15 protein-coding genes are annotated in these 13,070 nt (G+C 72.0%); 8 read left to right on the top strand and 7 right to left on the bottom strand.

Annotation, left to right across the window (positions count from 1 at the left end):
* Positions 1-50 precede the first annotated feature (50 nt).
* Both KVF89_RS07225 and KVF89_RS07220 read right to left on the bottom strand, forming a co-directional pair.
* Positions 51-1,103 (bottom strand): winged helix DNA-binding domain-containing protein, encoded by a 1,053-nt coding sequence (locus tag KVF89_RS07225; RefSeq protein WP_257424558.1) that lies wholly within the window; start codon positions 1,101-1,103, stop codon positions 51-53.
* Positions 1,100-2,020: a Gmad2 immunoglobulin-like domain-containing protein gene (locus KVF89_RS07220; RefSeq protein ID WP_257424557.1), complete on the bottom strand. Its 921-nt coding sequence runs from the start codon at positions 2,018-2,020 to the stop codon at positions 1,100-1,102. Before KVF89_RS07220 ends, KVF89_RS07225 begins: the two co-directional genes overlap by 4 nt.
* A gap of 26 nt (positions 2,021-2,046) precedes the next feature.
* Here KVF89_RS07220 and KVF89_RS07215 point away from each other — a divergent pair, with 26 nt between their 5' ends.
* The 5 genes from KVF89_RS07215 to KVF89_RS07195 all read left to right on the top strand — a co-directional run bounded on the left by KVF89_RS07215 (position 2,047) and on the right by KVF89_RS07195 (position 6,586).
* Positions 2,047-2,394, top strand: a complete 348-nt coding sequence (locus KVF89_RS07215) for an HIT domain-containing protein (RefSeq protein WP_257424556.1) — start codon at positions 2,047-2,049, stop codon at positions 2,392-2,394.
* Between the two features lie 88 nt (positions 2,395-2,482).
* A complete protein-coding gene (locus KVF89_RS07210; RefSeq protein WP_257424555.1) occupies positions 2,483-3,532 on the top strand; it encodes a PhoH family protein in 1,050 nt (349 codons plus the stop codon).
* Entirely contained in the window at positions 3,529-3,990 is a 462-nt protein-coding gene (gene ybeY / locus KVF89_RS07205) for an rRNA maturation RNase YbeY (RefSeq protein WP_257424554.1), read from the top strand. Before KVF89_RS07210 ends, ybeY begins: the two co-directional genes overlap by 4 nt.
* Positions 3,991-4,006: 16 nt before the next feature.
* Positions 4,007-5,305, top strand: coding sequence for a hemolysin family protein (locus KVF89_RS07200; RefSeq protein WP_257424553.1), 1,299 nt, complete (start codon positions 4,007-4,009; stop codon positions 5,303-5,305).
* A gap of 12 nt (positions 5,306-5,317) precedes the next feature.
* Positions 5,318-6,586, top strand: coding sequence for a hypothetical protein (locus KVF89_RS07195; protein WP_257424552.1), 1,269 nt, complete (start codon positions 5,318-5,320; stop codon positions 6,584-6,586).
* On the opposite strand, the gene KVF89_RS07190 is transcribed toward KVF89_RS07195, so the two are convergent.
* Both KVF89_RS07190 and KVF89_RS07185 read right to left on the bottom strand, forming a co-directional pair.
* Positions 6,583-7,515, bottom strand: coding sequence for an MBL fold metallo-hydrolase (locus tag KVF89_RS07190; RefSeq protein ID WP_257424551.1), 933 nt, complete (start codon positions 7,513-7,515; stop codon positions 6,583-6,585). The two genes, KVF89_RS07195 and KVF89_RS07190, sit on opposite strands and share 4 nt — an antisense overlap.
* Positions 7,515-7,802 (bottom strand): DUF1330 domain-containing protein, encoded by a 288-nt coding sequence (locus KVF89_RS07185; RefSeq protein WP_257424550.1) that lies wholly within the window; start codon positions 7,800-7,802, stop codon positions 7,515-7,517. The genes KVF89_RS07190 and KVF89_RS07185 overlap by 1 nt, the downstream gene beginning before the upstream one ends.
* A 46-nt stretch (positions 7,803-7,848) precedes the next feature.
* On the opposite strand from KVF89_RS07185, the gene KVF89_RS07180 reads away from it, so the two are divergent.
* On the top strand, positions 7,849-8,193 hold the full coding sequence (locus KVF89_RS07180; protein ID WP_257424549.1) for a cytidine deaminase-like protein: 345 nt from the start codon (positions 7,849-7,851) through the stop codon (positions 8,191-8,193).
* Between the two features lie 84 nt (positions 8,194-8,277).
* Here the strand turns inward: KVF89_RS07180 and KVF89_RS07175 are convergent, their stop codons facing one another.
* The 3 genes from KVF89_RS07175 to KVF89_RS07165 all read right to left on the bottom strand — a co-directional run bounded on the left by KVF89_RS07175 (position 8,278) and on the right by KVF89_RS07165 (position 10,157).
* Positions 8,278-8,922 (bottom strand): CueP family metal-binding protein, encoded by a 645-nt coding sequence (locus tag KVF89_RS07175; RefSeq protein WP_257424548.1) that lies wholly within the window; start codon positions 8,920-8,922, stop codon positions 8,278-8,280.
* A gap of 73 nt (positions 8,923-8,995) precedes the next feature.
* A complete protein-coding gene (locus tag KVF89_RS07170) occupies positions 8,996-9,568 on the bottom strand; it encodes a DUF305 domain-containing protein (RefSeq protein ID WP_257424547.1) in 573 nt (190 codons plus the stop codon).
* A 127-nt stretch (positions 9,569-9,695) separates the two neighbouring features.
* Complete coding sequence (locus tag KVF89_RS07165; protein ID WP_257424546.1) at positions 9,696-10,157, bottom strand: DUF6153 family protein; 462 nt, start codon at positions 10,155-10,157, stop codon at positions 9,696-9,698.
* Positions 10,158-10,314: 157 nt separating this feature from the next.
* On the opposite strand from KVF89_RS07165, the gene KVF89_RS07160 reads away from it, so the two are divergent.
* Positions 10,315-11,694: an FAD-binding oxidoreductase gene (locus tag KVF89_RS07160; protein ID WP_257424545.1), complete on the top strand. Its 1,380-nt coding sequence runs from the start codon at positions 10,315-10,317 to the stop codon at positions 11,692-11,694.
* On the top strand, positions 11,691-12,986 hold the full coding sequence (locus KVF89_RS07155; protein WP_257424544.1) for an SAM-dependent methyltransferase: 1,296 nt from the start codon (positions 11,691-11,693) through the stop codon (positions 12,984-12,986). The genes KVF89_RS07160 and KVF89_RS07155 overlap by 4 nt, the downstream gene beginning before the upstream one ends.
* The last annotated feature ends 84 nt before the right edge of the window (positions 12,987-13,070 follow it).

Raw genomic sequence — 13,070 nt, 5'->3', positions numbered from 1 at the left:
CACGTGATCGGCCGGAAATGCTGCGGTTTGGTCCCAAACCGCAGCATCTTTCAGCGCGCCAGCAGGTCCTCCACGCGCGCGATCTCGGCGTCCAGCTCCGCCTGCTCGGACCGGCTCAGGTCGCGCACCAACCGGATCAGCGCGACCCGGCCGTCCTCGGCCCGCCACAGCCCGGCAAGCCAACCGTCGACGTAGACCGACATCGCCTGGGCCCCGTTGACGCCCATCCACAGGCCACGGTGCTCGGCGGCGGTGACCCGGTCGCGGGCTGCATGGGAGAGCCAGACGTTGTCGTAGCAGCCGAGCAGACGGGCGGGTGCGGGCCGGTCCTCCTCGGCCACGGGGGCGCCCGCGACGTCATAGAGCGGCCTGCCGTTCTCGTCCTCATGCACCTCGAGGTCGGTCATCGCCTTGAGCACCGGGCCGAGGCGGGTGATGCCGGACCAGGCGGTGACGTCGGAGGCGGACGCGGGGCCGTAGGCGCGCAGGTAGCGCCGGACGACGTCGGGGACGTCCGGCTCCGCCAGCGACCGACCGGTCCAGCGGTCCGCGAAGTCGTAGGCGACCGCCGTCGACCCGGACGGCTTCCAGCAGCCGCGGGGCGGCAGCTGGGCGAGCACCGCCAGCAGCCGTGCCACGCCGCCGAGCTGGGCCGCGGTGTGCTCGGGGAACCGCTCGGCGAGCTCAGCGCCCAGCTGCCGTTGGGGGAGTGGCCCGTCGGCGAGCACCTCCCGCACGGCCGCCGCGAAGGCGTCCCGGTCGACCGACCGGGCGGCGCCGATGGTCTGGCTGGCCTTCATCTCCCGCTCACGGACCGGTGCCGCCCACACCGGCAGGGTGACGGCGTCCGCCGGCCGGTGGAGGTGGACGGTGTCGCGCAGGCTCAGCACCCGCACGAGCGAGCGGTCCTCGATCGCCGCGCTCACGGCGTGCGGGTCGAGGTCGGTCAGCCGCGCCGCCAGGGAGAGGTACGGCGACAGCGGCTCCTGCGCCTGCAGGCCGATCAGGTGCTCCACCATGGCGACGGGCGGCATCGCGACCCGTTCGAGGAGGTGCTGGCGCAGCAGCAGGGTCCGGTTCAGCCGGAGCCGGGAGAACCTCACCGGACCGTGATCCGCTTGGTGTCCTCCGTCGGCCCACCGCCCTCGCCGCCGGACGGGTCGTCGGTGCGGGCGACGAAGGTGTAGGCGCCGGCTGGGAGCTCGCTCACGTCGACCTCGGCGGACCACGGGTAGAGCCTCTCGATCCAGCCCTCGGCGGTCGCGAAGCCGTCGAGGACGACCTTGCCGGAGGCGTCCTGCACCTCCCACGGCACGGTCGCCTCGAAGGAGCTGGCCATGCCCGTCGCGGTGAAGGTGTCGTCCACGGCGGTGCCGTCGGCGGGCGCGGTGACGTTGACCGCGGCGAGGACGTCGAGCTCCGGCGCGGCCCGCACGCCGCTGGGGATGCCGAGATAGCTGACCTCCGCCCCGTCGAGGTGGAAGGCGACCCCGGCGCCGGTGCGCAGGCTGGGATCGGCACCGGCACCGCCCTGCACCGAGTTCAGGGTCCACACGAGCTGCTGCACCGCGAGGCGGGCGTCGCGGCGGGTCATCCCGTCGGGGCGCTCGGACCAGGACGCGTCCGTCAGCTCGACCTGGAAGGTGCCGCCCGCGCCGACGCCGTCGAAGCTGACACCGGGCTCGATGCTGCCGGCGGGCAGCAGCGTGCGGTAGTCGGGGTCCACCGGGCCGTCGAGGAGGAACCCGATCGGGTCGTCGGGCACGGCCTGGGCGTGCTGCTCGCCGTACAGCGCCCGGCTCCGGGGCGTGTCGCCGACGTAGTAGGCGGTGACCGACAGCTCGCCCGCCGGCTCCTCGCTCGCGGTGGGGGTGTCGGAGGCCACCGGAGACGTCGACGGGGTGGCGGACGGGGTCTCCTCCGACTCCGGATCGGAGTCGTCACCGCAGGCGGCGAGCAGGCACGCCGTGGCGGCGAGGGCGACGAGGAGGGAGTGCGGACGGCGGGGGCGAGTACGCATCTGCCGATGGTGGCATGGTTGTCCCCGTGACCGCCGCACCCGACTGCCTGTTCTGCAAGATCGTGGCGGGGGACATCCCCGCCGAGGTCGTCCACACCACCGAGCGCACCGTCGCCTTCCGCGACATCAACCCGCAGGCCCCGCTGCACGTCCTCGTCGTGCCGCGCGACCACGAGCCGAACGCCGCGGCGTCGGCCGGCGCCGACGCCACGATGTTCGCCGAGATCGCCACCACCGCGCGCGCCGTCGCCACCGGGGAGGGGTACGACGACTACCGGCTCGTGTTCAACACGGGAGCCGGTGTCGGGCAGACCGTCTTCCACACCCACTGCCACGTGCTCGCCGGCCGGCCGATGACCTGGCCCCCGGGCTGAGCAAACGAGTGGGCGCGCCGGGGCCCCGCCACGTACCATGGAGAGGCCGCATCGTCGTACCTGAAAGGCCGCCCGTCCTCGGGCCTCCATGACCGACTCACTCCCCAACGTCACCGCAGCCACCCGGCCCGCTCCCACCCGCCACACCGTGGTCGTGCCCAACAGCATCGACATGGTCACGCTGTTCGGCCCGGGCGACGAGCACCTCGGCATCATCGAGAAGCGGTTCGGTGTCCAGGTCCACGTCCGCGGCAACCGGATCTCCTTGTCCGGCGACGTCCACGAGATCGAGCTCGCCGAGAAGCTGATCGACGAGCTGGTCGCCATCCTGCGCACCGGTCAGGGCATCACGCCCGAGGTCGTCGAGCGCGTGGAGGCGATGCTGCGCGTGCAGACCGCCACCTCCGAGCGGCCGGCGGACATCCTCTCGCTCAACATCCTCAGCAACCGGGGCCGCTCCATCCGGCCCAAGACGCTGAACCAGAAGCGCTACGTCGAGACCATCGACCAGCACACGATCACCTTCGGCATCGGCCCGGCCGGCACCGGCAAGACCTACCTCGCCATGGCGAAGGCGGTCCAGGCGCTGCAGGCCAAGCAGGTCAACCGGATCATCCTCACCCGCCCGGCGGTCGAGGCGGGCGAGCGGCTCGGCTACCTGCCGGGCACGCTGAGCGAGAAGATCGACCCCTACCTGCGCCCGCTCTACGACGCGCTCCACGACATGCTCGACCCGGAGTCGGTCCCCAAGCTGCTCGCCGCGGGCACCATCGAGGTCGCCCCGCTGGCCTACATGCGCGGGCGTAGCCTGAACGACTCCTTCATCATCCTCGACGAGGCGCAGAACACCACGCCCGAGCAGATGAAGATGTTCCTGACCCGGCTCGGGTTCGGGTCGAGGATCGTGGTGACCGGCGACGTCACCCAGGTCGACCTGCCCTCCGGCACCAACTCCGGGCTGCGGGTCGTGGAGTCGATCCTCGACGGTGTCGAGGACCTCGCCTTCGTCCGGTTGACCAGCCACGACGTCGTCCGTCACCAGCTGGTCGGCCGGATCGTGGCGGCCTACGACGAGTTCGATGCCCGGTCGGAGAAGCAGAAGGCGGCCCACAAGGCCGGGAAGCCGGGCGAGCAGTGACCATCGAGATCCTCGACGAGTCCGGCAGCGGGCTCGACGTCAAGCACTTCTCGCGGCTCGCGCGGTTCGTGATGGACCAGATGCGCGTCCATCCGCTCGCCGAGCTCTGCATCAAGGCGGTCGACGAGGACACCATCGCCGAGCTCAACGAGAAGTGGATGGAGAAGGAGGGGCCGACGGACGTGCTCGCCTTCCCCATGGACGAGCTGCGTCCCGGCCTGGTCACCGAGGAGCCCGAGGAGGGTGTCCTCGGCGACCTCGTGCTCTGCCCGGTGGTCGCCGAGCGCCAGGGCGAGGCGGCCGGACACGGCACGCTCGCCGAGCTGGAGCTGCTCACCACCCACGGCATCCTCCATCTCCTCGGCTACGACCATGCCGAGCCGGAGGAGCACAAGGTGATGTTCGGTCTCCAGGACCAGCTCCTGGCCCAGTGGCGCGCCCACGTGGCCGCCTCGTGATGCCGGGGCAGCGGGGATGATCGCCGACAGTCTGTGGCCGCTGGGTGCAGCGGCCGTCCTGGTGGTGCTCTCGGGGTTGTTCGCCGCGGCGGACGCCGCGCTGGCGGGCTTCTCGCGCGCCCGCGCGCAGGAGATGGTGGGCGAGGGGCGCGCAGGTGCCCGGCGCCTGGTCGTCCTCCTCGAGGATGCGCCGCGTCACCTGAACACCGCGCTGTTGCTGCAGCTGCTGTGCGAGATCGCGGCGATCGTCGTGGTGACGCTGTACGTCGACGACCGGCTCGACGCGTCCTGGTGGGCCCGCGCGGGCCTGGTCCTCGCGGTGATGCTGGTCGTGTCGTTCGTCGTCATCGGCGTGGCTCCGCGGACCGTGGGCAGGCAGCACGCCGAGACCGTCGCGATCTGGTGTTCCTGGCCCCTGTCGGCGCTGACGACGGTGCTCGGACCGATCCCGCGGCTGCTGATCCTGGTCGGCAACGCGATCACTCCGGGGCGGGGATTCCGCGAGGGACCGTTCCAGACCGAGACCGAGCTGCGGGAGCTGGTCGACATCGCGGAGGCCAGCGAGCTGATCGAGGCCGGCGAGCGGAGGATGATCCACTCCGTCTTCGAGTTCGGCGACACCACCGTGCGCGAGGTGATGGTGCCGCGCGGCGACGTGGTCTACATCGAGAACCACAAGAACCTGCGCCAGACGATGTCGTTGTTCCTGCGCTCGGGCTTCTCCCGGGTGCCGGTGGTCGGTGAGAACCTCGACGACGTGCTCGGCATGGCCTACCTCAAGGACGTCGTGCGCCGCGACTTCGAGGCGCCGGACGTCGAGCTCACCCAGAAGGTCGAGGAGGTCATGCGTCCCGCCGTCTGGGTACCGGAGTCGAAGCCGGTCGACGACCTCCTGCGCGAGATGCAGCTGCGCCGACTCCATGTCGCGATCGTCGTCGACGAGTACGGCGGCACGGCCGGACTGATCACGATCGAGGACCTGCTCGAGGAGATCGTCGGCGAGATCACCGACGAGTACGACGAGGCTGAGGTCGAGGTCGAGCGCGTGGGCGACGGCCGGGACGACGAGGTCCGGGTGTCCTCGCGCTACCCGGTCGACGACCTCGACGAGATCTTCGGCTTCGCGATCGAGGAGGAGGACGTCGACTCGGTCGGCGGCCTGCTCGCCAAGCACCTCGGCCGGGTCCCGATCCCGGGCTCGGTGGTCGAGGCACACGGCCTGCGCTTCGAGGCCGAGCAGGCGGCGGGGCGGCGCAACAAGATCGGTACGGTGCTGATCTCCCGCGTTCCGCAGGTCGCCCCCGCCGACGACTGACAGGATTCCGGCGTGCTCCCACCCCGCCGCGTCGCCGTCCCGCTCGTGCTCGGGATCGTCGCCACGGCGTACGGCTGGTGGCGGGTCCCCGTGCCGGCCCGCAACCGCCTCTGGGCGGAGGACGGCCGGATCTTCCTGAGCGACGCCCTGGCCGGCGTGCCGCCCTGGGCGTCGTACGACGGCTACCTGCACCTGGTCCCGCGCCTGCTCGCCGAGGCGGTCGTCGCTGTGGTGCCGCCGGCCGAGTACGCCGTCGCGACCACCGGCGCCGCCGTCGCGACGGTCGGACTCGTCTGCGCACTCACCTACGTCCTCACCGAGGACCTGATCGACCGGGTCATGGTCCGCTGTCTGGTCGCGATGGTGCCGGTACTGCTGCCCTCGGCCGGGTTCGAGGCGCTCGGGAACCTGGCCAATCTGCACGGGTTCGGGCTGTGGCTCGGGTTCTGGCTGGTCCTGCACCGACCGCAGTCACGCTCCGCGGCGGCCGGGTGGGCCGTCGCCGGGCTGCTGGTCGGTCTGACGGAGGTTGTCGTCGTCCTGCTCGCGCCGCTCATGCTGGTCGGCTGGCGTGACCGGGAGCGCTGGCTGCCGAGAGGTGCGCTGCTTGCCGGGGGACTGGCCCAGGTGGTCGTGAGCCGGGTGCAGCCGCGCCCGCCGCGGGGTGGCGACGGGTGGTCGCCCGCGGACCTCGTGCTGGGCTTCGCCGGTCAGACCGGATCGGCGTCGTGGACCGACACCGGTGGCTTGGCCGCGCGCGTCGTGGAGACGGCAGGCTCCGCCGGCCTTCTCGTGCTCCTGGTGCCGCCGGCCGTGGCGCTCGCGGTGCTGGTGCGTCGGGGAGACGCGCGGCACCGGACCCTGGCGGTCGGGCTGGTGTCGACCTCGACCCTGGTGTGGGGCGCCAGCGTGGTCCTGAACTTCGACTCGTGGATGACCTTCGGCTCCTGGGAGCCACAGCAGTGGCGGGCCTCCGGACTGCTCCGCTACGCCACCACCTCCGGGCTGTTCCTGTGCGCGCTGCTGGTCGTCGCCCTCGACCTGGCGCGAGTGCGCTGGCAGCAGGTGCTCGCGGTCGGTGTCGCGGTCGGTGTCCTCGGGGCCGCGCTGGCGGCCGGACGGTCGTACGGCGTCGCCCGCGAGAGCGGAGAGGCGTGGCCCACGACGCGCGACCTCGTCGCGCGCTGCGAGGGACGCCCGGCCGGCTCGATCGTGGTCGGGATCGCGCCGGCGGCCTGGGCGGCCATCATTCCCTGCCGGGCTGTCCTCGGAGGGCGTTAGCCGAGGAGCGCCCAGGGGGTCTCGCGACGCCACACGGTCGGGAGGTGCAGGCCGACTCCCTGCCGATCGGCCAGCGCGGTGAGCACGGACATCGTCGCGTCGAGGTCGTCACCGAGGTACGGCAGGGCGCGCAGCGGCCGGTCGAGGGGCCGGAAGAAGTCGTCCCAGTGGATCAGCACCACCTGCCGGGCGCCCACCGCCTCCACGGTCTCGGCCCAGTACTGCTCGATGTAGGCGCGGTCCTGGATGCCGAGCTGCCCGATGCCGAGGTAGGCCACGTCGGCCCGCCGGCCGGCGAGCGCACCCGGGCGGAATCCGGCGCTGCCCTGGACCAGTGCCGTGCGACCGCCGTCGTGCTCGACGAGGATCGACCACGTCTCCCCGCACTGGTAGGCGGTGGTCCGTACCGGCGGCACGACGGGACCGGTGATCCGCCCGGGGTAGCGGTCGGGCGGGCAGTGCTCGCCCTCGACCCAGGTCAGGGTGAACCTGCCGACCCGGATCGGCTCCCCGGGGACGACGACGCCGATCCGGTCCTCGGGCAGGCCACCGCCCCGGCCGACCTGCGCGGCCGAGGTGCCTCCGAGCAGCCGGGCGCCCGTGCGTGCGGCGACGACCGCCGAGTCCATCGCGTGGTCGTAGTGGGTGTGCACCGGTGTGACGACGTCGAGCCTGTCGATCCCGGCCCGCGTCAGGGTCTGCGCGATCCGCTCCTCGTCGGGGGCGAGCCTGCCCAGCGCCACGCGGGGGAGCGAGGGGCGGCTGAAGAACCCGTCGGTCAGCACGGCCGACGTCCCGTCCTCGATCAGCAGGCTGGCGACGCCGAGGAAGGTCACCCCGACGCCGTCCGCGGACTGAGGCAGGCCGAACCTGTCGGCGTACCGGCCGATGTCGGGCCGTCCCGGCCGGAGGCGCAGGTGGAGCCCCATCAGGCGCCGGGGACGATCCGGATGTCGCGCTCGGCACCGTCGCCGAGGGCGGCGAGGGCCTCCTGGTAGGCCGGGGTGTCGTGTGCCGCGCGCGCGGCCTCGACGCTGTCGAACTCGATCAGCACCACGCGCTCCTCGAGCCCGGCCTCGTAGACCTGCTCCGGCAGGCCCCGGGCCAGGAACCGGCCGCCGGCTCCCGTCAGGGCCGGCACGGCGAGGGCCGCGTAGGCCGCCATCCGCTCGGCGTCGTCGATGGCACGGTAGCTGCTGATCCAGTAGGCGGGCATGACCCCATCCTGCCGGACCACCCCGCCCGGCTGAGAGGATGGATCCATGTCCGACCTGTCCGCCGAGGACCAGAAGCTCGTCACCCTCGCCCGCGCCACCCGGGCCCGCATCCAGGCAGCGGAGGGCGCGGCGGTGCGCGACACCGACGGCCGCACGTACGCCGCCGCCACGGTCGACCTGCCGTCGCTCCGGCTGACCGCGGTCCAGGCCGTCGTCGCGATGGCGGTCGCCTCGGGCTCCACAGGTGTCGACGCCTGCGTCGTCCTCGGGGACGCCCGGGACCTCACCGAGCCGGACGCCGCGGTACTCGCGGACTTCGCCGGCGGTGGTGGTGTCGTCATCCACGTCGGCGACGCCCGCGGCACGGTCGCCGCCACGCTCAGCGTCTGACGGAGGCGAGCAGCCGGCCCGAGGCGGTCCCGCTCGCCGTCGGGAACGGCTGGCTCTGAGCACCGGGCGGGGGACGACGCCCGCTCAGCTGAGTCGCAGCGTGGTGATGCAGGTCGGGTCCTCTCGCTCCACGGTGGAGACGGGCGCGGTTCCCGACCGGCCGTCGTACTCGATGGTGAGGGTGGCCTCGATGCCACGAGGCACCCAGAGCCCGGTGAAGCCGTTGGCGAACGTCTCCCGCACCTCGTCGAGCAGGACCGCGCCGTCATCGCGGACGAGCGTCACCCGGATCTCGGCCCGAGCGAGCTCGCCGAGGCAGGTGGTCAGGCTGTGGAAGTGACACTCGTGCGTCTGCTCCTGGTAGGGCGCCACCGAGACGTAGAACCGGTCCTCGGGCATCGGCATCCGGGTCTCGCGTCCCTCGCCGTCGGTCAGCACCAGGCTGTCGGGCCGCACGGATGCGATCAGGTCCCGAGGTCGCTCGGCGACGGGGAGGGCGTCGAGTCGGTCGACCAGCTGCGCGGTGCCGAGACCGGACAGGCCGTGCTCGGCGAGGAGCTCGTCGGCCGACTTCGCGGCGCCGGGTGGGGTTGACGTGGCGGGCGACACGGACTCGGACGGGCCGGATCCACATCCGGTGAGAACGAGCCCGGCGACCGGCAGGGCGGCGGCGAGGGCGAGGATGCGCCGTCGGGGCAGGGCGGGGTGGGTCATGGTCGGGCGGGTCATGATGGGTCCTTCGGCGAGGGACCGACGGGGCGGTGCCGGGACACGGGTGTCCCGGCACCGGTCGTCGGTCAGGTCAGCGGGCGGCCAGGAGGTCGTTCATCTCCTGGATCTCGGTGGTCTGCGCGTCGATGACGCCTCGGGCGAGCTCCACGGCATCGGGGTTCCTCCCGTCGTCGACCTCGGCCCGGGCCATCGCGACGGCCCCCTCGTGGTGCACGATCATCTGCTCCAGGAACAGCCGCGACGCCTCGGCGCCGTCGGCCGCCTCCAGAGCGGCCAGATCCTCCTCGCTCATCATCCCGTCGCCGTGGTCCATCCCGTCCGCGCCCTGGTCGTCGGGGTCGACGCCCCAGTCGTCCAGCCAGCCCCGGAGCTGATCGATCTCGGGGCCCTGGGCGGTCTTGATCGCCTCGGCGAGCTCGATCACCTCCGGGGCGACGCCGTCCTGCGCGAGGACGATGTCGCTCATCTCGATGGCCTGCTCGTGGTGGACGATCATCATCGACGCGAACATGATGTCGGCGTCGTTGACGTCCGCTGCCTGCTCGGAGGAGCCGTGGTCCATGCCGGGCATCGCATCGTCCTCGGACGAGCAGCCGGCCAGGATCAGCGCAGCGGACAGGGCCAGGGCAGCGGGCGCTGCCATAGGTCGCTTCATGGGTGTGTCTCTCCTGGTGCAAGAAGTCGCTGGAGACGCGCGGGCCCGGACGGCACCGCACGCCGGTGGGGTGGGGGAGCCACCCGCGCCATGGGGACGCGCGGGTGGCCGTCCCTCACGTGCGACTGATGCAGAGGAGGTGCAGGGACGGCGCTCGCGCCAGCGTCCGCGCGAGGAGGCGCGCGAAGGGAGTACGCCGAGGCGGCGTGTGCGTCCACCGGGACAGGAGCCGGGGCGGCACGAGCACGACCAGGACCAGCAGGAGCGCGAGGGTGCACACCATCGCCATGTCCAGCGAGCCGTCGGCCCCACAGCCCACGCACGCCGCGCCCGCGTGCCCGGCGGGCTCATGGTCGCCGGCGCCCGGTTCGGTGCTGGAGACGGTGCTGGAGACGGTGCTGGAGACGCGGGCTGCCGCGGCTGCGGCCGCGTGCGCGGCCGGAGTGCCGTGCAGGCTCACGGTGTGCATGGTCACCAGGCCGACGATGACCGCTCCCGCCAGCAGACCGCCCAGCAGCAGGTACCGCGAGGCGCCCCGCAGGCCGCTCCCGGATCGCGCCGCCGTCAGGATCTCCACCCGGCCAGTCTACGAACCGCCCGCGTGGGCGGTCCTGATCGCCCTACGGGAATGGTTGGCCCTGAAATCGACTTGGCCCTACGAGACAGCAACTGGTTGAGTGAGGTCAACCAACCCCAGCGAACCCGTTGTCCCCGGGTAGGAGTATTTTCGAACTATGGCAAACCGTGCTTGGGCGGAGCATGAACGGGCCGTTCAGCGGCTCGCGGACTCCTACGCCGCCATTCCCGCCGGCCAGCCCGTGCGGCTCGCGAAGCGCACGACCAACCTGTTCCGGGCGCGCGCGGCCACGGACGCTCCCGGGCTCGACGTGAGCGGTCTCGACGGCGTGATCGAGGTGCTGCCCGACAGCCCCGACGGCCCGGTGGCCGAGGTGCAGGGCATGTGCACCTACGAGGATCTGGTCGATGCGACGCTGCCCCACGGCCTGGTCCCGTTCGTCGTGCCGCAACTGCGCACGATCACCCTCGGTGGTGCCGTGACCGGTCTCGGGATCGAGTCGACCAGCTTCCGGCTCGGGCTGCCGCACGAGTCGGTGCTGGAGATGGACGTGTTCACCGGCAGCGGGCAGGTCGTCACGACGCGCCCCGGCCCTGAAGGTCCACACGGTGACCTCTTCGACGCCTTCCCCAACTCCTACGGATCGCTCGGCTACGCCACTCGACTGCGGATCAAGCTGGCCGCCGTGCCGCCGTACGTCGCGCTGCGCCACCTGCGCATCGACGACGCCGGCCTGCTCGCGAAGACGATCGCCGAGATCACCGCCACCCAGGAGTACGACGGGGAGCCGGTCCACGGCCTCGACGGGGTCTCCTTCGGTCCCGGCGAGCACGTGCTCACGCTCGCGCGCTGGACCGACGAGCCGGGCCCCACATCCGACTACGCCGGGCAGCAGATCTACTACCGCTCGCTGCAGACCTGCGACCGCGACCGGCTGACCTTCCACGACTACCTGTGGCGCTGGGACACCGACTGGTTCTGGTGCTCGGGCGCCTTCGGCGCCCAGAACCCGCGGATCCGCCGGTTCTGGCCGCGACGCTACCGGCGCTCCGACGTCTACATGCGGATGCTCCACCTCGATCGGCGCTTCGGCATCGCCGATCGCCTCGACAGGCGGGCCGGTCGTCCGATGCGCGAGCGGGTCGTGCAGGACATCGAGGTCCCCGTCGAGCGGCTGGGCGAGTTCCTCACCTGGTTCGACGAGGAGATCGGCATGCGGCCGGTGTGGATGTGCCCCCTGGCGACCACCCGCCCGTGGCCGCTGTACCCGCTCGAGACCGGCAAGACCTACGTCAACGTCGGCTTCTGGGGCACCGTCCATGTCGGCCCCGACGCTCCCGACGGCCCGCGCAACCGCGCCATCGAGGCCAAGGTCGACGAGCTCGGCGGCCACAAGTCGCTCTACTCGGACGCCTACTACGACAAGGACACCTTCGACGCGCTCTACAACACCGCCCGGCTCGCGGCGGTCAAGCGCGTCCACGATCCCGATGACCGACTGACGACCCTCTATGACAAGGCGGTGCGAAGCCGATGACAGATCAGACAGGTGGGGGCATCGCGCCCACGATCGCGTCCCTCTTCCCGGGCGGCCTGCCCCTGTGGCTCAAGGCCTACGACGGCTCGGTGGCCGGAGACCAGTCCCTGCCGTACGGCGTGGAGCTGGTCAACGAGCGCGGGCTCTCCTACATCATGACGGCGCCCGGCGACCTCGGGCTCGCCCGGGCCTATGTCGCCGGCGACCTGATCCTCCACGGCGCCCACCCGGGCGACCCGTACGCCGCGTTCTCGCTCCTCAAGGACCACACCGACTTCGGGATCCCCGGTCCGCTCGAGCTGGTCGGCGTGCTGCGCACGCTCGGCCTGAGCCACCTCGTCCCGCCCCCGCCGCCGCCGCAGGAGCACCTTCCGGCCTGGCGACACCGGCTCGAGGGCCTGCGCTCGCTGGGGCGGTGGGGCCGGCACTCGGCCGAGCGCGACGCCGACGCGATCCAGCACCACTACGACGTGTCGAACACCTTCTACGAGCACGTCCTCGGCCCGTCGATGACCTACACCTGCGCGGTGTTCCCGACGGAGGACGCCACCCTCGAGGAGGCGCAGGAGCACAAGTACGACCTGATCTGCCGCAAGCTCGGTCTCCAGCCCGGGCAGCGCCTGCTCGACATCGGCTGCGGCTGGGGAGGCATGGTGCGCCACGCCGCCCAGCACTACGGGGTGCAGGTGCTCGGCGTGACCCTCTCGCGTGAGCAGGCCACCTGGGCCCAGGAGGAGATCAAGAAGCAGGGCCTCGACCACCTGGCCGAGGTGCGCCACTCCGACTATCGCAACGTCGAGGAGGGCGGGTTCGACGCCGTCAGCTCGATCGGCCTGACCGAGCACATCGGCGTCGCCAACTACCCCGCCTACTTCGGCTTCATCCGCGACAAGCTCAAGCCCCAGGGCCGGATGCTCAACCACTGCATCACGCGCCGCGACAACGTCGACCGCCGCACCGGCGCGTTCATCGACCGCTACGTCTTCCCCGACGGGGAGCTGATCGGGTCGGGCACGATCGTGGGGGCTGTCGAGGACGCCGGTCTCGAGGTGCAGCACCACGAGAACTTCCGGGTCCACTACGCGAAGACCCTGGCCGGGTGGTGCCGCAACCTCGCCGACAACTGGGACGCCTGCGTCGCCGAGACCGACGAGGGCACGGCCCGGGTGTGGGGGCTCTACATGGCCGGCTCCCGGATCGCCTTCGAGCGCGACGAGATCCAGCTGCACCACGTGCTGGCGACCCGGAGCGACGACGGGGTCAGTGGGTACCCCCTCCGGCACGACTTCTGAACCCGTCCATCGCGACGACCCGGGACCTTGGTCCCGGGTCGTCCCGGTTTTCACCCCCACGAGGACGTGGTGGTGCGAGAATGC

The organism is Nocardioides carbamazepini, assembly GCF_024614185.1.
Classification (GTDB): domain Bacteria; phylum Actinomycetota; class Actinomycetes; order Propionibacteriales; family Nocardioidaceae; genus Nocardioides; species Nocardioides carbamazepini.
Note: the sequence above shows the minus strand (reverse complement) of the source record. Positions and strands in the feature narration are given on the sequence as shown.

Excerpts from the sequence above, each read along its gene's own strand:
- KVF89_RS07220 (WP_257424557.1), bottom strand. The coding sequence starts at position 2,020 with ATGCGTACTCGCCCCCGCCGTCCGCACTCCCTCCTCGTCGCCCTCGCC.
- KVF89_RS07210 (WP_257424555.1), top strand. The coding sequence starts at position 2,483 with ATGACCGACTCACTCCCCAACGTCACCGCAGCCACCCGGCCCGCTCCC.
- KVF89_RS07200 (WP_257424553.1), top strand. The coding sequence starts at position 4,007 with ATGATCGCCGACAGTCTGTGGCCGCTGGGTGCAGCGGCCGTCCTGGTG.
- KVF89_RS07190 (WP_257424551.1), bottom strand. The coding sequence starts at position 7,515 with ATGGGGCTCCACCTGCGCCTCCGGCCGGGACGGCCCGACATCGGCCGG.
- KVF89_RS07185 (WP_257424550.1), bottom strand. The coding sequence starts at position 7,802 with ATGCCCGCCTACTGGATCAGCAGCTACCGTGCCATCGACGACGCCGAG.
- KVF89_RS07180 (WP_257424549.1), top strand. The coding sequence starts at position 7,849 with ATGTCCGACCTGTCCGCCGAGGACCAGAAGCTCGTCACCCTCGCCCGC.
- KVF89_RS07175 (WP_257424548.1), bottom strand. The coding sequence starts at position 8,922 with ATGACCCGCCCGACCATGACCCACCCCGCCCTGCCCCGACGGCGCATC.
- KVF89_RS07170 (WP_257424547.1), bottom strand. The coding sequence starts at position 9,568 with ATGGCAGCGCCCGCTGCCCTGGCCCTGTCCGCTGCGCTGATCCTGGCC.
- KVF89_RS07160 (WP_257424545.1), top strand. The coding sequence starts at position 10,315 with ATGGCAAACCGTGCTTGGGCGGAGCATGAACGGGCCGTTCAGCGGCTC.
- KVF89_RS07155 (WP_257424544.1), top strand. The coding sequence starts at position 11,691 with ATGACAGATCAGACAGGTGGGGGCATCGCGCCCACGATCGCGTCCCTC.